This window comes from Anaerotruncus colihominis, from assembly GCF_010206195.1.
GTDB lineage: Bacteria > Bacillota > Clostridia > Oscillospirales > Ruminococcaceae > Anaerotruncus > Anaerotruncus colihominis_A.
In genome coordinates this window covers 1-19622 of sequence record NZ_VIQT01000018.1, presented here as the reverse complement: position 1 = coordinate 19622, position 19622 = coordinate 1, and the positions used below count along the sequence as shown (strand labels likewise).

17 protein-coding genes and 1 tRNA gene are annotated in these 19622 nt (G+C 56.3%); 10 read left to right on the top strand and 8 right to left on the bottom strand.

Going from position 1 to position 19622, the window contains the following annotated elements; all coding sequences use genetic code 11:
• Positions 1–203 precede the first annotated feature (203 nt).
• Positions 204–1583 (top strand): dihydropyrimidinase, encoded by a 1380-nt coding sequence (hydA, locus tag FMM72_RS12510; RefSeq protein ID WP_180322924.1) that lies wholly within the window; start codon positions 204–206, stop codon positions 1581–1583.
• A 674-nt stretch (positions 1584–2257) separates the two neighbouring features.
• Here hydA and FMM72_RS12505 read toward each other — a convergent pair.
• Positions 2258–2851 (bottom strand): nucleotidyltransferase family protein, encoded by a 594-nt coding sequence (locus tag FMM72_RS12505; RefSeq protein ID WP_162221620.1) that lies wholly within the window; start codon positions 2849–2851, stop codon positions 2258–2260.
• A gap of 110 nt (positions 2852–2961) precedes the next feature.
• Entirely contained in the window at positions 2962–5520 is a 2559-nt protein-coding gene (gene xdh, locus FMM72_RS12500; protein ID WP_162221619.1) for a selenium-dependent xanthine dehydrogenase, read from the bottom strand.
• Positions 5521–5771: 251 nt separating this feature from the next.
• Between xdh and dpaL the strand changes: the two genes are divergently transcribed.
• The 4 genes from dpaL (at position 5772) to arcC (ending at position 10658) form a co-directional block, all read left to right on the top strand.
• Positions 5772–6986 carry a diaminopropionate ammonia-lyase gene (gene dpaL, locus FMM72_RS12495; RefSeq protein ID WP_160210727.1) on the top strand — a complete coding sequence of 405 codons (1215 nt, stop codon included), beginning with the start codon at positions 5772–5774 and terminating at the stop codon, positions 6984–6986.
• 54 nt (positions 6987–7040) lie between these two features.
• The gene (locus FMM72_RS12490) at positions 7041–8234 is read left to right on the top strand and encodes a YgeY family selenium metabolism-linked hydrolase (RefSeq protein ID WP_162221618.1); all 1194 of its coding nucleotides are present in this window, start codon (positions 7041–7043) and stop codon (positions 8232–8234) included.
• Between the two features lie 202 nt (positions 8235–8436).
• Positions 8437–9633: a knotted carbamoyltransferase YgeW gene (gene ygeW, locus FMM72_RS12485; RefSeq protein WP_160210729.1), complete on the top strand. Its 1197-nt coding sequence runs from the start codon at positions 8437–8439 to the stop codon at positions 9631–9633.
• Between the two features lie 89 nt (positions 9634–9722).
• On the top strand, positions 9723–10658 hold the full coding sequence (arcC, locus tag FMM72_RS12480; RefSeq protein WP_160210730.1) for a carbamate kinase: 936 nt from the start codon (positions 9723–9725) through the stop codon (positions 10656–10658).
• 242 nt (positions 10659–10900) lie between these two features.
• Here the strand turns inward: arcC and FMM72_RS12475 are convergent, their stop codons facing one another.
• Genes FMM72_RS12475 through yedE form a run of 3 tightly spaced genes read right to left on the bottom strand, consistent with a single transcriptional unit; the run spans position 10901 to position 12497 of the window.
• The gene (locus FMM72_RS12475; RefSeq protein ID WP_160210731.1) at positions 10901–11140 is read right to left on the bottom strand and encodes a DUF3343 domain-containing protein; all 240 of its coding nucleotides are present in this window, start codon (positions 11138–11140) and stop codon (positions 10901–10903) included.
• A gap of 23 nt (positions 11141–11163) precedes the next feature.
• Positions 11164–11373, bottom strand: a complete 210-nt coding sequence (locus FMM72_RS12470; protein ID WP_160210732.1) for a sulfurtransferase TusA family protein — start codon at positions 11371–11373, stop codon at positions 11164–11166.
• Positions 11374–11387: 14 nt separating this feature from the next.
• Positions 11388–12497, bottom strand: coding sequence for a YedE family putative selenium transporter (gene yedE, locus FMM72_RS12465; protein WP_162221617.1), 1110 nt, complete (start codon positions 12495–12497; stop codon positions 11388–11390).
• A 234-nt stretch (positions 12498–12731) separates the two neighbouring features.
• Between yedE and FMM72_RS12460 the strand changes: the two genes are divergently transcribed.
• The 4 genes from FMM72_RS12460 (at position 12732) to FMM72_RS12445 (ending at position 17273) form a co-directional block, all read left to right on the top strand.
• On the top strand, positions 12732–13898 hold the full coding sequence (locus FMM72_RS12460) for an aminotransferase class V-fold PLP-dependent enzyme (RefSeq protein WP_180322923.1): 1167 nt from the start codon (positions 12732–12734) through the stop codon (positions 13896–13898).
• A gap of 3 nt (positions 13899–13901) precedes the next feature.
• Positions 13902–15305: an L-seryl-tRNA(Sec) selenium transferase gene (gene selA / locus FMM72_RS12455; RefSeq protein WP_162221615.1), complete on the top strand. Its 1404-nt coding sequence runs from the start codon at positions 13902–13904 to the stop codon at positions 15303–15305.
• On the top strand, positions 15302–17167 hold the full coding sequence (gene selB, locus FMM72_RS12450; RefSeq protein ID WP_162221614.1) for a selenocysteine-specific translation elongation factor: 1866 nt from the start codon (positions 15302–15304) through the stop codon (positions 17165–17167). The genes selA and selB overlap by 4 nt, the downstream gene beginning before the upstream one ends.
• Positions 17168–17176: 9 nt before the next feature.
• Positions 17177–17273, top strand: a tRNA-Sec gene (locus FMM72_RS12445).
• Positions 17274–17606: 333 nt separating this feature from the next.
• On the opposite strand, the gene FMM72_RS12440 is transcribed toward FMM72_RS12445, so the two are convergent.
• Both FMM72_RS12440 and FMM72_RS12435 read right to left on the bottom strand, forming a co-directional pair.
• Positions 17607–17855, bottom strand: coding sequence for a helix-turn-helix domain-containing protein (locus tag FMM72_RS12440; RefSeq protein ID WP_162221613.1), 249 nt, complete (start codon positions 17853–17855; stop codon positions 17607–17609).
• A gap of 267 nt (positions 17856–18122) precedes the next feature.
• Positions 18123–18326, bottom strand: a complete 204-nt coding sequence (locus FMM72_RS12435) for a hypothetical protein (RefSeq protein WP_162221612.1) — start codon at positions 18324–18326, stop codon at positions 18123–18125.
• 412 nt (positions 18327–18738) lie between these two features.
• On the opposite strand from FMM72_RS12435, the gene FMM72_RS12430 reads away from it, so the two are divergent.
• A complete protein-coding gene (locus FMM72_RS12430) occupies positions 18739–18954 on the top strand; it encodes a helix-turn-helix domain-containing protein (RefSeq protein ID WP_160211083.1) in 216 nt (71 codons plus the stop codon).
• Positions 18955–18997: 43 nt separating this feature from the next.
• On the opposite strand, the gene FMM72_RS12425 is transcribed toward FMM72_RS12430, so the two are convergent.
• Complete coding sequence (locus FMM72_RS12425) at positions 18998–19252, bottom strand: helix-turn-helix domain-containing protein (protein ID WP_162221611.1); 255 nt, start codon at positions 19250–19252, stop codon at positions 18998–19000.
• Positions 19253–19622 lie beyond the last annotated feature (370 nt).

Below are 19622 nucleotides of genomic sequence, written 5' to 3'. Positions count from 1 at the left end.
TTCTAAGACTGGGCCTGTTGACAAAGTCGCTGTATCCCAAACAGCGGCGCTTTATTCCGGCATCTTTCACAAAAATACTCGTGAATTTTCAAAGGCTTGCCTGTGTTTTTTCTTTATCCGCCGAAAAACCGCTCTCGTTTTCGGCATGGCTTGGTTTGTCAACAGCCCCGAGACTGACGTTCAGCGGCAGAATGGAGTTTGATATGAAAGTTTTGATTAAAAATGGGCGTGTCGTAACGCCGCGCGGGACACGCGCGGCCGATGTGCTGATCGAGGGCGGCTGTATCGCGCAGGTTGGGGAGGGACTGCCGGAAAACGGCTGCGAACTCTTTGACGCGTCCGGATGCCTTTTGTTTCCGGGATTTATCGACGCGCACACACATCTCGATATGGATAACGGCGTGACAGTATCGTCGGACGATTTCGAAACAGGGACGGCTGCTGCTGTCTGCGGCGGGACGACAACCATCCTTGATTTCGCAACACAGAACCGCGGCGGGACACTGGCGAAGGCGCTCGCGGACTGGCATGCGAAAGCTGATGGAAAAGCGTCGTGCGATTATGGATTCCATATGGCGATCACCGATTGGAACGACGCGGTTTCACGGGAGATTGACGATATGGCGCAGGCCGGCGTGACATCGTTTAAGCTCTATCTGGCGTATGACAATCTGCGCCTGCCGGATGGGCAGGTTTATGAGGTTTTAAAGCGCGTCAACCAGATCGGCGGAATCGTCGGGACGCACTGTGAAAACGGCGATTTGATCAATGAACTGGCCGGGGAACTGCGCCGTGCGGGCAAACTGTCACCGCGCTGCCATCCGTTCGCGCGTCCTGATTATGTCGAAGCGGAAGCGGTCGCACGATACTGTTATATCGCGCGGGCGGCGGATACGCCGGTTAATATCGTCCATCTGAGCACGCGGATGGGGCTGGAGGAGGTGCGGCGCGCGCGGGCACGGGGGCAGCAGGTATATATTGAAACCTGCCCGCAGTATCTCATGCTTGATGAATCGCTCTATGAGCGGCCGGATTTTGAGGCGGCAAAGTATGTCTGTTCGCCGCCGCTGCGTACAGCCGCCGACCGTGAGGCGCTGTGGGACGCCATCTTAAACAATGAGATCGACACAATTTCCACGGATCATTGCGGGTACAATTTCAAGGGACAAAAAGAGCTTGGCCGCGGCGATTTCATGAAAATCCCCAATGGAATGCCGGGTGTGGAGCACCGGCCGGCTGCGCTCTATACATACGGCGTCGAAGCAGGCCGCATGACACAGGGGCAGATGGCCGCCATGCTTTCCGAAAACACGGCGCGCCTGTTCGGGATGTATCCGCGCAAGGGCGTCGTTGCACCGGGCGCGGACGCCGATATCGTTGTATGGGACCCGTCATACAGCGGTGTGATCAGCGTGCGGACGCAGCATCAGAACTGTGATTACACGCCGTTTGAGGGGACGGCCGTGCGCGGCCGCGCGAAAGCCGTTTTCCTGCGCGGCGAACAGGTCGTGTCCGATGGGGAAGTGATCCGCGCGCATCGCGGGGCGTTCGTCGCGCGTGGAAAATCCGAATTGTACCGGTGACATCGCGGCGATTCATCGTCAAAAGAACAAGCCCGTGACAGCTTTGTTGTCACGGGCCTTTTCTTTCGGGAAGCGGGAGATTGCAAAATCCGCGCCAGCCGCGCAGCGTCTGTCACGGATTTTGCTGGGGGCAGCCTGGCGCGCGCAATCCGTGCGCGGGTCGCTCACCGCCGGGGGGCGCGCGTGACCCGTGCGCGGGTCACTCACCGCCGGTCGCTGCGCTTGCCCGGCCGGCTATTCGGGGCTTTCCGGCGGCTATAGCCGCCGGGCGCGGACAAGCCGCGGCAGCGCCCCTCAGCGCGCCTCACAAGGGGAGGGTCGAGCGACCCCTCCCCTTATGTTATCCCCACCTCTGCTTGGCGCGATCGTATTGGGCGCACGCCAGTACGTCTTGAGGGAGATCATTTCACTGCGCCCGCCCCACTGTTCGCGGCGCAGCCGAACTAAGTTTTTCGCTGAGGCCTTTTTTCAAAAAGGCCGGGAAGTTTTTCGCCGAGGCCTTTTTTCAAAAAGGCCGGGAAGTTTTTCGCCGAGGCCTTTTTTCAAAAAGGCCGGGAAGTTTTTCGCCGAGGCCTTTTTTCAAAAAGGCCGGGAAGTTTTTCGCYGAGGCCTTTTTTCAAAAAGGCCGGGAAGTTTTTCGCCGAGGCCTTTTTTCAAAAAGGCCGGAGCTTTTTTCAAAAAAGCGGGCGGAGGGCGTCGGCATCGGCGCGGTAATCGATGTCGACCAGCTCGAGACGGTTTTTCGTCTCCACAATGCGCAAAAGCGGCATATGTGCCGCGACGACCGCGCCGCCCGACTGTCCGGGCGCGAGCGCGCCAAGCTCCCCAAAGAGCGCGCGCGGAAACAGGACCGGGTTGCCGCGCTTGCCATGGTAGCCAAGCGCCACAATGGCGCCAGGATGCGCGCGAAATTCATCGACAATCGCCTGGATGCTGCGCGCGGTCAGCAGGGGCTGGTCGCAGACGGAAAAGAGGCAGCCGTCGAGATCGGGCGCGAGCGCGTCAAGGCCGAGGCCGATGGTGCGGGCGATGCTGTCGTCCGCACCATCGTTTTCAACAACCGTAAATCCGCGCTGTGCCGCCGTGACGGCGACCTCGGCATAACGCGTTACAACAATCGTCTGGTTAAACAGTTCGCATGGAAAATTGCCAAGCACCGTTTCAATCATCGGCCGCCCGTTAAATTCAGAGAGCAGCTTGTTGCCCTGAAACCGTTTCGATTGTCCGGATGCAAGAAAAATACATCCCAGTTTGAGAGAACCTCCCATATCGCCGCGACCTCCATTGCTGCGGCCCACGCTGCGCGCAGGCCGGATGTTTCCTTTATTATATAGGATGCGCGCCGCTTTGCGCAAGGCAAAACGGCGCGCTGGAGCTTTTATTTTTTGCGGCTGTACGGCGTCTGTTCGAGCGGCAGACGCGTGCGGAATATGCCGTCGCGGTTATAGTAGGCGAGCTGGACGGCGGGAGGCGTTGGAATTGAAGCGATTTCGCCGATCCCCTTTGCGCCGCAGGCCAGTTCGGAGTGCGCCGGACCTTCGACAATCATCGATTCAACGTCGGGTGTGCGGTCGGCCTTAAAGAGTCCGAGCGTACCGAATTTTGCGGTCGGACGGCCGTCTGCAAGCGGGAAGTCCTCAGTCAGCGCATAGCCGAGGCTCATCACGACGCCACCCTCAATCTGTCCCTCTACGCTGATTGGATTGACAGCCTGCCCCACGTCGTGCGCCGCGATCACCTTGCAAATGCGGCCGTCGTCGTCGAGATCAACGAGATGGGTGGCGTAACCATAGGCAATATGGCTGACGGGATTGGGCTTGTCGGAGCCCATTTTGTCGGTCGCGCCGAGGTATTCGCCGAGGAATTCACGGCCGTTTAAGGCTGAGAGCGGACCGCCGCCGCGCGCCTCGGCGAGGCGCAGGGCCGCGCGCCGTGTCGCTTCGCCTGTAAAGAGCGTCTGGCGCGACGCTGTCGTGTTGCCGGAATCCGGCGCGCCGGCCGTGTCGGGCGTCTCGTAGACGACTTCGTGCGCTGAAAGGCCCGCCGTCTCGCAGGCGATCTGTGTGACGATCGTGCCAAGCCCCTGCCCGATGCAGGCGGCGCTTGTGCGGATATGCACCCGCCCGCCCTCAACGGTCAGGCGGCAGCGCCCGGCGTCCGGGATGCCGACGCCAAGGCCGCTGTTTTTCATCGCGCAGGCGATACCCGCCTTGGGATGCGCGTCGTAATACGGCTTGACCGCCTCGAGCGTTTCGACAAGCGCCGTCGTTTCATCGGCGAGCTGCCCGTTGGGCAGCACCTGGCCGGGACGAATTGCGTTGCGGTAACGGATTTCCCAAGGGGTAATTCCAACCATTTCGGCCAGCAGGTTCAGATTGCATTCGGTCGCAAAGCAGCTCTGCGTCACGCCGAAACCCCTAAACGCCCCGCACGGCGGGTTGTTTGTGTAGTAAGCCTTGCCGTCGATCTCAATATCCTGATAGTTATATGGCCCGGCCGCGTGCGTGCATGCGCGCTGGAGCACTGGCCCGCCGAGCGACGCGTATGCGCCGGTGTCCGCGACGAGCGTCGCCTTCATCGCGGTGAGGCGGCCGTTTTCATCGCAGGCCGTCGTAAACTCCATTTCAAAGCCATGGCGCTTTGGATGGACAAGAATGCTTTCAGCGCGCGTGAGGGAAACCTTGACGGGCCGCTGCGTGAGCACAGCGAGCACAGCCGCATGATGCTGGACGCTCATATCCTCCTTGCCGCCGAAGCCGCCGCCGACCATCTTGGCGACGACGCGCACCTTTTCAGGCGGCAGACCCGTCGCCTCGGCGCATTCGCGCTTTGTCTGATAGATCCCCTGGTCGGCGCTGTAGATCACAACGCCGTCCTCCTCGGGCATGGCGACCGCCGTCTCCGGCTCTAAAAACGCGTGCTCGGTCGGCGGCGTGCTGTAACGGCGTGTGACGACATATTTGGAGCGGCGGATTTTCTCCTCCGCGTTGCCACGCACAAGATGCTCATGCGCGAGCAGGTTGCCGCTTTCATGCACCTGTGGCGCGCCGTCCGCCATGGCCTCCGCGGCCGAAAGGACGGGCGTCAGCTCCTCGTATTCGACCGCGACGAGTTGTTTTGCCTGCTCGAGCGCCTCTTTTGTCTCAGCCGCGACAAGCGCCACAGCGTCTCCAAGGAAATGCGTGATCCCGCCCACAGGGATCAGCACATCATAATCTTTTTTGAGGTGGCCGATTTTCTGATTCCCGGGCAGGTCGGCGGCCGTGATGACGGCGGCGACGCCGGGGACGGCGCGCGCCTTTGAAGCATCAATGGAGAGAACGCGTGCACGCGGGTATGCGCTGCGCACGGCGCTGCCGTAAAGCATCCCGGGGATGCGCATATCGTCGGCATATTCGGCGTCGCCCAATACCTTGGCCGGCGCGTCGACACGCGGCATGTTTTCGCCGACACGCGGCCCGGGCGCTGTTTGCGGAACAGGCAGACCCTCGCGCAGGTACTTAGCAGCGAGCAAAACGGCCTCCAGAATTTTTTTGTACCCGGTGCAGCGGCAGATATTGTTTTTGAGCGCCTGGCGCACCTGGCCGGGCGTGGGGTCGGGCACAGAGTCAATGAGTCCCTTGGCGCTGATGACCATGCCTGGCGTACAAAAGCCGCACTGAACAGCGCCGCAGCTTGTAAAGGCCCAGGCGTAAACGTCGCGCTCGCGCGGGGAGAGCCCCTCGCAGGTGACGATCGATTTGCCGGCGCACTTCGAGGTCTTGAGCGCGCATGCCTTGGCCGCCTTACCGTCGACAAGGACCATACACGTGCCGCAGGCGCCTTCCGAGCAGCCGTTTTTCACCGAGGTAAGCCCAAGCGTTTCGCGCAGGAAAACGATCAGTTTTTCGTCCCGTTGGGCGCGAACCGCCGCGCCGTTTACCATCATTTCAAACATTGCACAAGTCCTCCATCCTGACAGGCCAGTAAGCGGAAAAGCCGCGTTGAAATAGTACGACTTTTATAACTATGGTATAAGTCTACCATCTATATGTTGGGAAATCAAGTGGTAAATCGCCAAAATCAAAAAAATATTTAGATAAATAAAATTTTTTTAAGAAAAGGCATTGACTTCCTTTCTTTCTGTGTTATGATGAGGTTAAAGGAAAAAGTCATACCAGGATCGATTTTCACAGGAGGATGGCTTGTATGGAACAGATCAAATGGGCCGCCAACCGCATGCCGAAAAGCGACGACCGCCAGCTTGGCGTGATGTCGCTCGAGAATGTCGCCAAGGCCCGCAAATTTCACCGCAGTTTCCCGCAGTATTCCGTCACCCCGCTCGCGCGGCTGGACAACATGGCCGCGCAGCTCGGATTGGGCGGGCTGTTCGTCAAGGACGAGTCGTACCGTTTTGGGCTTAACGCCTTCAAGGTGCTCGGAGGCTCGTTCGCGATGGCGCGCTACATCGCGCAGCAGCTCGGGCGCGACGTCTCCGAAATGACCTATGAATACCTGACCTCTCAAAAGCTGCGCGACGAGTTTGGCCAGGCGACTTTCTTCACCGCCACCGACGGCAACCACGGCCGCGGCGTCGCCTGGGCAGCCAACCGCCTGGGACAGAAGGCCGTCGTACATATGCCAAAGGGGAGCACGAAGCCCCGCTTTGACAACATCGCTGCTGAAGGCGCGAAGGTTACGATTGAAAAGGTCAATTACGACGACTGCGTGCGCATGGCCGCCGCGGAAGCGGCCGAGACGCCGCGCGGCGTCGTTGTGCAGGATACCGCCTGGGAGGGCTACGAGGAAATCCCGGCGTGGATCATGCAGGGCTACGGGACGATGGCTTCGGAAGCAGCCGAGCAGCTCAAAGAGGCCGGCGTGGACCGTCCGACGCACATCTTTGTGCAGGCAGGCGTCGGTTCGCTGGCCGGGGCGGTGCAGGGCTACTTTGCAAACCTGTTTTTGGACTGCACGCCGACGACCGTCATCATGGAGGCGCAGGCCGCGGACTGCCTTTATAAGGGCGCGGTTGCGTGCGACGGGGATCTGCGCATCGTCGACGGCGACCTTCAAACGATCATGGCCGGGCTTGCCTGCGGCGAGCCGAACACGATCTCATGGGATATCTTAAAGAACCACAGCAGCTTTTTTGTCTCCTGTCCCGACTGGGTGGCGGCCAAGGGGATGCGCATGCTCGCCGCGCCGTGCAAGGGCGACCGGCAGGTCGTCTCCGGCGAAAGCGGCGCTGTCGGCATGGGGCTTGTCGCCACGCTGATGGAAAACGACGACTACAGGGAGCTGCGCGAGGCGATTGGACTCGATAAGAACAGCCGCGTGCTGATGTTCTCAACCGAGGGCGACACCGACCCGGAAAATTACAGGCGTGTCGTTTGGGATGGGGCGCATCCGTCCGCACGCTGAACGATTGGATCATGTACCGAATATAAACAGGCAGTCTGCAAGGAGGAAACGACAATGGATTTTTCGAAGATCAAAGCGGCGGCCGAGGGCTACCGCGCCGACATGACAAAATTTTTGCGCGAGCTTGTCGCTATCCCGGGCGAGAGCTGCGGCGAGGAAGGCCACATCCGCCGCATTGAAGCCGAGATGAAAAAGGTCGGCTTTGACAAGGTCGTCATCGACCCGATGGGCAACGTCATGGGCTACATGGGCACCGGCAAGACGCTGGTCGGCTACGACGCGCACATCGACACCGTGGGCGTCGGCAACCGCGACAACTGGACGTTCGACCCCTATGAGGGCTTCGAGACGGACGAGGAAATTGGCGGGCGCGGCACGTCCGATCAGCTTGGCGGCATTGTCTCGGCTGTATACGGTGCGAAGATCATGAAAGATTTGGGCCTGCTCTCCGACAAGTACACGGTGCTTGTCACCGGTACGGTGCAGGAGGAGGACTGCGACGGTCTCTGCTGGCAGTATATCATCAATGAGGATAAGGTGAAGCCGGAATTCGTCGTCATCACCGAGCCGACCGACGGCAACATCTACCGCGGCCAGCGCGGCAGGATGGAGATCCGCGTCGACGTCAAGGGCGTTTCGTGCCACGGCTCCGCGCCGGAGCGCGGCGACAACGCCATCTATAAGATGGCCGACATCCTCCAGGATATCCGCGAGCTGAACAACCACCTGCATTTCGACCCGTTCCTTGGCAAGGGCACGGTGACGACCTCTGAAATCTTCTTTACATCGCCTTCGCGCTGCGCGGTCGCCGATTCGTGCGCCGTCTCTCTGGACCGCCGCCTCACCGACGGCGAGACGTACCAGTCCGCGCTGGAGGAGGTGCGCAGCCTGCCGTCTGTCAAGAAATACGGCGCCGAGGTTTCGATGTACAAATATGAGCGTCCATCCTGGACAGGGCTGAGCTATCCGACCGACGCGTACTTCCCGACCTGGGTCATCCCGGAGGACCATCCGGCGACCACCGCGATGGTCGAGGCGTACCGCGGCATGTACGGCGAGCCGAAGGTCGACAAGTGGACCTTCTCCACCAACGGCGTTTCGATCATGGGCCGCTATGGGATCCCGTGCATCGGTTTCGGCCCCGGCAAGGAGGCCCAGGCGCACGCCCCCAATGAAAAGACCTGGAAGGAAGACCTGGTGCGCTGTGCCGCCGTCTATGCTGCGCTGCCGACAATGTATTGTAAATAAGACACAAATCTATTGATTGTAAAAATTGATATTTTTGGTTAATGCGTTTTGTTTTGAGGCGTAAAAACCGACATATTTCATAAATTACACCTAAATGTATTGAAATAGCAGGCTGATTCGTGTATGCTGTATATATAATTGTTACAGTGCTCAAAAATCGGCCTGCAACACACCGACGATTGATTATGAAGGGGTAACAATAATGGATCAGAAATTGCAGGCTTATATCGATAAACTTAACAAGCTCAACTTCAAGGGCATGTATGAAAATGATTTCTTCCTCACCTGGGAGAAAACAAACGACGAGCTTGAAGCTGTCTTTACCGTGGCCGACGCGCTGCGCTATCTGCGCGAGCAGAATATCTCGACGAAAATTTTCGAAAGCGGCCTTGGCATCTCGCTGTTCCGCGACAATTCAACGCGCACACGCTTCAGCTTCGCCTCCGCCTGCAACATGCTCGGGCTGGAGGTCCAGGATCTCGACGAGGGCAAATCGCAGGTTGCGCACGGCGAGACGGTCCGCGAGACGGCAAATATGATCTCCTTCATGGCCGATGTCATCGGCATTCGCGACGATATGTATATCGGCAAGGGCAACGCCTATATGCATGAGGTTTCCCAGTCGGTGCGCGAGGGCTACCGCGACGGCGTGCTCGAGCAGATCCCGACGCTTGTCAATCTTCAGTGCGATATCGACCATCCGACCCAGTGCATGGCCGATACGCTGCACCTGATCCATGAATTCGGCGGCCTTGAGAACCTCAAGGGCAAAAAGGTCGCGATGACCTGGGCCTATTCGCCGTCGTATGGTAAGCCGCTGTCCGTCCCGCAGGGCGTCATCGGTCTGATGACCCGTTTCGGCATGGACGTTGTGCTGGCGCATCCCGAAGGGTATGAGGTCATGCCCGAGGTTGAGGAGGTCGCTAAAAAGAACGCGGCGGCTTCCGGCGGCAGTTTCCGCCGTACCAGTTCGATGGCCGACGCGTTTAAGGACGCCGACATCGTCTATCCAAAGAGCTGGGCGCCGTTCGCCGCGATGGAAAAGCGCACAAACCTCTATGGCGAGGGCGACAGCGAAGGCATCAAGGCGCTTGAAAAGGAGCTGCTCGCGCAGAATGCTGAACATAAGGATTGGTGCTGTACCGAGGAGCTTATGAAAACAACAAAGGACGGGAAGGCGCTTTATCTGCACTGCCTGCCGGCCGATATCAACGATGTCTCCTGCAAGGACGGCGAGGTTGAGGCGTCCGTGTTTGACCGTTATCGCACGCCGCTTTACAAAGAGGCGAGCTACAAGCCGTATGTCATCGCAGCGATGATGTTCTTAGCGAAGGTCAAGGATCCACAGCAGGTGCTCAAGGCGCTCGAGGAGCGCAAAACGGCGCGCTGGATCGGCTGATTGCCGGTCCCTGCGCCGCCCCTCCGCCAGTCAGATAAACGCCGCTGTCGCCAGAGGCGTGCAAAATATGAATAAAGGTGGTACTTATCATGGGAAAAAGAATCGTTATCGCCCTCGGCGGAAACGCCCTCGGCAACAATCTCCCGGAACAGATGATTGCCGTCAAACAGACCTCCAAGGCGATTGCGGATTTGATTCAGGAGGGGCATGAGGTCATCATTTCCCACGGGAACGGACCGCAGGTCGGCATGATTCAAAAGGCGATGGCTGCGCTCACAGCGTCCGATTCAAAATACGGCGTGGTTCCGCTGTCCGTGTGCGGCGCGATGAGCCAGGGCTATATCGGTTATGATCTGCAAAACGCTCTGCGCGAGGAGCTGTTCGACCGCGGTATCAAAAAGCCTGTTTCCACGATTATTACACAGGTGATCGTCGATCCGCGCGACCCGGCGTTTGAGCACCCGACCAAACCGATTGGAAATTTCCTGTCCGAGGAGGACGCCAAGCGTCTTGTCAAGGAAAAAGGATATACGGTTGTTGAGGACGCCGGTCGCGGCTGGCGGCGCGTGGTCGCTTCGCCGAAGCCGCAGCACATCGTTGAAATTGAAACGATCCGCGCCCTGCTGGATGCCGGGCAGGTCGTTGTGGCCGCCGGTGGCGGCGGGATTCCGGTTATGGAGACGGAGGGCAATCATCTCAAGGGCGCTGCCGCTGTCATCGATAAGGACTTTTGCAGCGCGCGTTTGGCGGAGCTTGTCGATGCGGACTGCCTGATCATCCTGACAGCGGTCGAAAAGGTTGCGATCAACTTCGGAAAGCCGAATCAGGAATGGCTGTCCGAGCTGACGCCTGAACACGCCCGCGTATTGATCGCCGAGGGCCATTTCGCGCCTGGTTCAATGCTGCCGAAAGTCCAAGCGGCCGTCCAGTTCTCCGAATCAAAGGCTGACCGCTATGCGCTGATCACGCTGCTTGAAAAAGCAAAGGACGGCATCGAGGGAAAGACAGGTACAATTATCCGCTGATGCTGTGTATAATCCAAGGCCCCTTTCTTTATATCCCTACCCGCAGAATTCTGCGGGCGGGGATTTCTCTTTTTACAGCAGAACGACAAAAGCCGCCCCGTAGGGGCGGCTTTGCCAATGTGGTAAGTTTGTGGGGTGCTGATGATTTATCAGCTTGGTTCGTGTCCTAATTATAACATGAAGCAGTGTATAATAGAAATTATAAATTTCTATTATATTAATTGGTTTATAGACAATATATATTAACGGTTGTCAAGGATTGGGACAAACAGGCCGTTTTCCGCTTGGACAATTTGTTCGGCCTCGCTGCCGATGAAAGGGGCTGGGTCTTCGGCGCATGAAAAGCGCGCGCATGTCCCGCAGGAGGAGCTAAGACTGCGCGGAACAGGGGAAAGCTGCGCGCGGATACCGTGCACAGCCAGAGTTCGTACACTTTTAATTGCGTCGTAATGAGTGAAAAACGTTGCGATGTAATCGGCCAAATCCAATCCCCCTCCGCCTGTGTTCAACGCGTCAGCGTCAGACGGTAGTCGCCGCCTTCGGACACGGCCGTTACATGATAACCAGCGTGTTCGGCAAAACGCGTGACATTCTCTTTTGCGGTTGGATTATCCACAAGCACCTCGCAGGATGCCGGAGATCCAGCCAGCAGATTTTTTGTCAAAACGACAGGCTGCGGACAGGAAAGCCCGCGCGCATCAATGCAATCAGCCATCAATAAAACCTCCTTTATGAAACGGCCTGTTTTTGTTTGGCATCCGCGGCGACAGTTTCGCGCGTATTGAGCCATGCGATCATAAGCATGACGGCTAGCGCCAGGATGGTGACAGATTTGCCCGCCAGGGTCGGACCACCGGTAATCGCGCCGTCCTCCGCTACGGCTGTGGCGGCGGAGGCAAGGCCGAAATTGTGGGCGAATGCTGCACCAACGAAAAATCCGGCGACAGTCACAGCGGAGTCGGAGTTTCCTTCGCCTGCCAGAATCAACTGGCGCATTGGGCAACCGCCGAGCAGGACGGAGCCGAGCCCCACAGCGGACATGGAAAGGAAGTTCCAAAGTCCATCGATATGCGCGACAGGCTGGCCCATAAAGCCGACCTTGAAATAACCGCTAAACACCGCGTTCAGAACAACATTGCTGACAAGCGCCGCCGCCAAGATTGCTGCAAAGCCGGCCAGCAGGGTCCAGTCTTTAAAGAGAAGGACATCGCGGATGCCGCCGACCATACACAGACGCGTGCGCTGTGCAAGCGCGCCGACGATCAGCCCGGCCGCCAGCGAAATCCAGACAGGCGCGCGCATGGAGCCGGGGCCGCTTTCGCTAAACAAAATATAAGCGGGCGCGGCACAGAGCAGCGCGAAAAAGACAACCTGAATGGCTGGCAACCACGCGCCGTCAATCACTGGAACGGAATAGGTGCGCTTGAGGCTGTAGCCGCGTTTAAGGAATTGGACGCCGCCGAAAATGCCAACTGCAAAGCCAACGATTCCGACAACAGCATTAAGATCGCCGCCGGCAATGCGCAGGATCATGCGGAACGGGCATCCAAGAAAGACAAGCGCCGTGACCATGACGAAAAATCCGAGGACAAACCGTGTCATTGGGGAGGAACCGCCGCGCGGAAGGAATTCCTTTTTGACCGCCGCGATCACAAACGCGCCCAGAACCAAACCGATAATTTCCGGCCGGATATATTGCACAACGGCAGCCTGATGCAGCCCCACGGCGCCAGCGGTATCACGGATAAAGCAAGCGATACAAAACCCCATATTTTTGGGATTTCCAAACACAACAAGTAAAGCGGCGATGATTCCAATCACCAACCCCGCTCCAATCATTTTTTGTTTCCCTCTCAAAACAAACACCACTTTCGACAAAAATGATCGTGGAATCGCGAATCCTTTGGTGTCATTATACTTCCGGAAGGTTGAAATGAAAAATTGTTTTTTTGAATATAGGCTTGGTTATATATAGAAATTTTCTATATATATAGAATTCACGATTGCAGGCATAGTACAATAGATAAAGAAAGCATGGTCCCGCACGGACCCCGAATGAAAGGCGGTATGATGATGCAGCGCATCTATCTTGACAATGCGGCCACCTCCTATCCAAAGCCAAAGGATGTGGCGCGTGCAGTGGCGGATTATATCGACAACATCGGCTGCAATGTCAACCGCGGTGGATATACAGCGGCTTATTCCGCCGCTCAAGTCGTGCTGGATACGCGTGAACAGCTCTGCCGGCTGTTTCATTTTCCAGACCCGCGCGGCGTTATTTTTACAGCCAATATCACTGTTTCGCTCAATATGCTGCTCAAGGGCCTGCTGCGCCCGGGTGATCATGTGCTCGTCAGCGCGATGGAGCACAATGCCGTCATGCGTCCACTTGTGCAGCTTGCACAGCAGGGCGTATCGTTTGACCGCATCCCTGCCAACCGGGCCGGGGAATTGCCGGATTCGTCGCTGGAAAGCTGCCTCTCCTCGCTGCTGCGCCCACAAACACGCGCGGTGATCATGACGCATGCCTCTAATGTTTGCGGGACGATTCTACCGATTGAACGCGTCGGTGCGTTTTGCCGTGCGCATGGGCTTTTCTTCATTGTGGACTGCGCGCAGACAGGCGGCGTTGAGCCAATCGATATGAAAACCATGCATATTGATGCGCTTGCCTTTACCGGGCACAAGGGCTTATTGGGTCCGCAGGGAATCGGCGGTTTTTTGGTGCATGACGCGCTTGCCGCACAGATGGCGCCGCTTCTTTCAGGCGGGACAGGCAGTTTTTCCGACCTAGAGACCGTTCCGGAGCTGCTGCCGGACCGCTTCGAACCCGGAACACCGAACCTGCCTGGAATTTTTGGCCTGCATGCTGCTTTACAATATCTGGAGCAGACCGGAATTGATACGATTCGTAAGAAAGAGCAGGCGTTGGCGCAGCGGTTTATTGAACGTCTGTATGGGGATGAACATATCCATATCGTTGCTGAAAGCGCGGCGCGGCGGGTGGCTGTCGTATCCCTCGATTTTATTGGGGCTGACAATGCTGAGATTGCATTTCGTCTTGATTCAGAATATGGGGTGATGACACGCTGCGGACTGCACTGCGCGCCGAACGCGCATAAGGTGCTTGGGACATTCCCACAGGGAACGGTGCGCTTTTCCTTTGGCCATTTCAATACAGAGGAACAGATTGATTATACAGCGGATGCTGTTTTAAATATTTTGGCGTCGGAGGGATAGGCGATGGATGAACAGCAAACGCTGCTGCGCTCCATTCCGGCCGCGGATGTGCTGCTGCGCGCGCCGGCGCTTGAGGCGGCGGCGCGCGCGCACGGGGGCGCGGCGGTGCTCGGCGCGGTCCGCGCCGAGCTGGACGCGCTTCGCGCGTCCATATTGCGCGGCGAAGCGCGCGCAATTCCGCCGCGCCCCGACCTGTGCACAGCCGCTTTGCAGCGGCTGTGCACAGGTCAAACGATGCGGCTGCGCCATGTGGTCAATGCGACCGGTGTTGCGCTGCATACAAACCTGGGTCGCGCGCCGCTGGCGGATGCGGCTTGCGTGGCCGTGCAGGAGGCGGCGTCCAATTATACAAATCTTGAATATAAATTGGAAACAGGTGTGCGCGGCAGCCGCACCGCAGTGGTGGAGGAGCTGCTGTGCGCCTTGTGCGGCTGTGAGGCTGCCTTTGTTGTCAATAACAATGCCGCTGCGGTGCTGCTCGCATTGACCGCGCTGTCGCGCGGAAAAGGTGCGGCAGTGTCGCGCGGCGAGCTTGTAGAGATCGGCGATGGGTTCCGTCTGCGCGATATTCTGGAGGAAAGCGGCGCGCGGGTGGTGGAGGTCGGCGCGACCAATCGCACGCATGCCGATGATTACGAGCGGGCCGCTAGGGAAAATGATCTGGCGGTCCTGTTTAAAGCGCATACGAGCAATTTCCGGATGGTTGGTTTTACACAGTCCGTTTCAGTTCGTGAATTGGTGCGGATCGGTATGCGTTATGGCCTGGTGACAGTGGCGGATCTGGGTGGCGGTGCGCTCTTGAACGAGGCGGTTTATCCGTTTTCCGGAGAACCGTCCGTACAGAGGACACTGCGCGACGGCGCGGATATTGTCTGCTTCAGCGGTGACAAGCTGCTTGGCGGCCCGCAGGCCGGCATCTTGCTTGGACGCGCTGAATTGATTGAACGAATGCGTCTGCATCCGCTGGCGCGCGCGCTGCGCATGGACAAGCTGTCGCTGGCGGCGCTTGAGGCGACCTTGCGCCTCTATTGCGACCCGGTGCGCGCCGGCGGTGAGATACCGGCGTTGCGGATGCTTTGTACAGATCTTGAGACGCTGCGCGCGCGTGCTGTATATTTAAATAAATTGATTGAACAGGAAGGCGCCGATTGTACAACTGAGATCATTCTGGTGAAACGGCCGGTCGGCGGCGGATGTGCGCCTACAGCCCTGCTTGATGGGTTTGCTGTCGCAGTTTTGCCTGCGGCGCTGCGTGTGGAGACGTTGGAGGCGCGCTTGCGCGCAGCCGCGCCATTGCCAGTCGTCGCGCGGATTTCACAGGGACAACTGCTCTTAGATACGGCAACCATCCGTGACGACGAATGCCCGGCCGTTGCTGCCGCTGTGAAAGCCGGGTGTGCTCCATGAAAACGATCCTGATTGTAACGGCCGGCCATGTTGATCACGGGAAAACAGCCCTGATCCGATCACTGACAGGTATCAACACGGATCGCCTGGAGGAAGAGCAGCGGCGCGGTATGACGATCGATCTCGGCTTTGCGCCGTTCAATCTGGCTGATGATATACGGGCTGATTTGATCGATGTTCCCGGCCATGCGCATTATGTAAAAAATATGCTCGCCGGCGCGGGCGCGGCTGATTTGGTGTTGATGGTCGTGGCTGCGGACGAAGGCGTCATGCCGCAGACGCGCGAGCATCTTGCGATTTTGTCTCTGCTTGGCGCGCGGCGCGGTGTGGTTGCATTGACAAAATGTGATCTGGCTGATTCGGAGACACGTATACTTGCACAGACGGACGCTGTTGAGGCGTTTGCGGGGAGCTTTTTGGAGCGCGCGCCGATGCTGTTTGTCTCCACTGCCACAGGTGAAGGGCTTGATGAGCTGCGCGCACTGTTGACACGGGAAGCGCAGACCATTGAAGTCCGCTGTACAGACCGCCCATTTTTTATGCCAATTGACCGCGTATTTACAGTTAAGGGCTTTGGAACCGTTGTTACAGGAACAGTGCTGGACGGCCGTGCTGTTCCTGGTGATCTGTTGACGCTTCAGCCGTCCGGAGAGATGGCGCGTGTGCGCGGTGTGCAGAGCTTTGGAAAAACGGTGGACTGCGTGTCGGCTGGTCAGCGCGCGGCGGTTAATCTGTCAGGCGGACAGACAAAACAGCTTGAGCGCGGCGCTGTATTATCTGCATCTGTGTATTGTCGCGCAGGAACATTGCTGGATGTACGGCTCTATACTCTGCCATCGCAGCCGCGTGCGATCGCACACAATGCACGGTTGCATCTGTCAGTTGGAACGGCGTGCGTTGTCTGTCGGGTGTCACTGCCAGGCGGCGGCGCAATCCGGCCGGGAGAAAGCGCATATGCGCGTCTGCGTCTGGAAACGCCTGTGGCCGCGCGCTTTGGCGACCGTTTTGTTGTGCGGTTTTATTCTCCGGTTGAAACTGTGGGCGGCGGCGTTATCCTTGACAGCGCGCCGCGCTTTGGAAAATTGAACGCTGCCGGATTGGTGCGTCTGCAAATCCGTGAAAAAGGCAGTCTGGCAGACTGTATAGCCGATGAAATGTCGCGTGCACTGTTGACAAAACAAGATCTGTGCACGCTCTTTTGGGAGCAATCGGACGATCAGCGGCAGGCTGCCTGCAATGAGCTGTTCGCTGCAAAACGTATTTTGAAGTTAGGTTCATACATGCTTTCACAGACGTTGTATGAAGCGCGCATGTACGCTCTGACACAGACGGTCAAAGAATGGCATGCAGCGCATCCGCTTGACGATGGGATGCCGCTGCCAAAATTGCGCGACGCATTTTCGGAAGAACTGACCGGCGAAGCAATACGAACAGGCAGGTTGATGCGTTTGGGGAATGCAGCGTCCCTGCCAGGATTTTCGCCTTACGAAACGCCGCTTTATATGGAACTTTCCGCGCGCCTGCTCGATGTTTATGAGGCGGCTGGCTGTGCGCCGCCGGAGGATGCGGCCGCCTTGGAATCCGCGAAGATTCCCGCGGATGTCTGGGGGCGCCTGCTTGACCTGCTGTGCAGGCGCGGCGCGCTGGTGCGCGCCGCGCCCGCGCTTTGCTTTTCGCAAAGCGCGTATATGGCCGCGCGCGCTATTGCGCGCGCGGCAGGCTCCGCCGGGATCACGCTTGCCGGCCTGCGAGACGCGCTCGGTACTTCCCGGAAATATGCGCAGGCGCTCCTGGAGCATTTCGACGCGGTGGGGCTGACCATCCGGGACGGCGATGCGCACATCCCAAGAGAAGGTCTATAAATGATAGATGGGCGCGGATGGACGCCGGTGTGTCTCCCGGTCTTCAAAACCGGTGTGAATGGCGCAGAACCGTTTGGGTGGGTTCGACTCCCACACGCGCTCGCCAAACAGCGCGCGTCGGTTTTTACCGGCGCGCGCTGTACACAATTAAAAGAACGCCCATTTGGCAAAGCTTATCGCCCAGCATCGTACATGGGCACATCTTTTATGGCATATGACAAAATCCGGATTCGCTTTCTATTGAGAGTAAATCCGGATTTTACTAATTTATGGAAATAATCTGAAATCTCTATGTAGAAATTTACTGTTTTTGGAGAACGTGTTCTCATATCTCTACCGCATTCTGTAGGTGCTAACCGTCTGTGGATAGCGCCTCTTTGTCTTTATTATGCTCCGCAGCGGGGGAGTCTGTCAAGCCGCCGGCCCTTTGGCCTACAGCCTATTGATTGGCGGTTATGGGGATTCTCTGGCAGAGGGGCGTCAATAGCTGGGCGGGAAGCATACCTGTCACTTGGCCGATACGGTCGAGTATTTCCAGGTTTGTATGGACCTTTGCGCGTTCGATTTCTGCGTAGCTTTTGACGCTGAGATCGATTTGAAACGCCATCTCTTCCTGGCTGATCTGCTTCTGCGCACAGTATTCCAAAAGGTTACATGCCAAAATCACTCTGGATTCATTGTACTTCATAATTATTTCCTCCCACCTCGTTTTATAATGGTTTATGGAAATAATTGTATGAATCAGTCACGTTTTATCGCAAGGGTGTCAACACTCTTGACAAATTAATTATAGTATAAGAATTATCTGGATTTTGCTTGAAAATTGTACTTATATGTAATTACTTAACGGTGTTTCTGGGGCTTGTTTGAAAATAGAAGAATTGCTGGATTGTTCGCAAACAGCTTGAGAATGCAAGGCAAAAAATGCAGAGATCCTTTTGGGTTCCGAGACTTTTTAACGCAGCATCCGCCGCTGTTTCTGGATGTGCCAACCATGGAAAATCCATTTGCAGGCGCGGAAAGCCAATTTTTTATAGATTGCGTTGCAATCTATAAAAAATTGTTTGATTAGAACAGAAGCGAAGCCCGCCGGGGTGCATCCTCCAGCGGGCTTTCTTGGTTGGATATTAAGAACCATATTCATACCAGAAAATTTCATTTCATGTTCCGCCTTGATTTTTCCACCTTACTTGGTTATAATCAAGGCGGTCGGGGTAAGGCTCCCGGCTTGCCTTTCGGGGTATTTGAGTAGCGGCACTTTAGCGGGGGTCGCTACTCTTTTTTATGCCGGACCTTACTGTCCCGCACAATCTTAGCGTCAGCTTCGCAGTCTTGGGCGGTGACCTCAATCAGCTTCGCGATGTTCTCGAGATACTGTTAATTTCTGCCGTGGTCATCCCGTCTAGGTCCTCACTTCCTTTCGCAAGAGGTTTTCACCGCTGCCTTACAAGTATTATAATACACTAATTAGTGTTATTTGTCAACTTATGTTGCGATTTTTTGTGCAAAATGCAAAAAGTTTTTGACAATTTCCATGATTTGGTGTATATTACAAATGAGGAGGTGAGCGCATGGGTATTTCGGTTGCCGAAAAAATCCGTTTAATTATGAAACGCAGGAAAATGACAATGGGCGACTTGGCCGAGGTTTCCGGCCAGACACGTCAAAACCTATCAAATAAAATGACACGGGATAATTTTACCGAAAAGGATATCGGAGAACTGGCTAAGGCTCTCGGGTGTTCTGTTGAGATTCGCTTCACTTTGCCTGATGGAGAGGAACTATAAAAAAGCCCCAGACGCCTGAATGTCCGGGTCGGTGGAGACTGGCTCATTTTTTAGTATGTAGGGGTGTGCCGGTTCGTCTCTTGACCTTGACCTCATTATTCGGCTCGCGAACAATGAGATCTGATAGCTCGCAACCAAGCGCTTCGCAGATCAAGTCGAGATGTTCAAGGCTGACCCGTTCGGCAAACTCATGATAGAGTTCTCCAATCGTGTTGGGTCTGATTCCGGTAGCCCTTGCAAGATCTGCCTGCGTCCACCTCTGCTCGCCAAGCCGCGTGGACAGTAAAATCCTGATCATAGCCAAGCGTCTTTTTATTTGATTCTAACAATTATTTTAGAATCTTTCGGGATTTTAGTATAAAATAAAAATTTTCACTAAAGTATTTTATGTAAAAAGTCTATTATACAGTGAAAATCTGTATAATAGACTTTTGGCTTTTTAAATTTTAGGTGGATAAACCAAAACGAACACTTTATGTAAAAAGTCTATTATACAGTGAAAATCTGTATAATAGACTTTTGGCTTTTTAAATTTTAGGTGGATAAACCAAAACGAACACCCCGCCAAGCATATAAATGGCTGGCATTGTGTTCGTCTGGTTTTCTTTTGGTGGAATTAAAAATACAAAATCCGAACCCGTTGGGTTCGGATTTTGACTGTTTGGTGG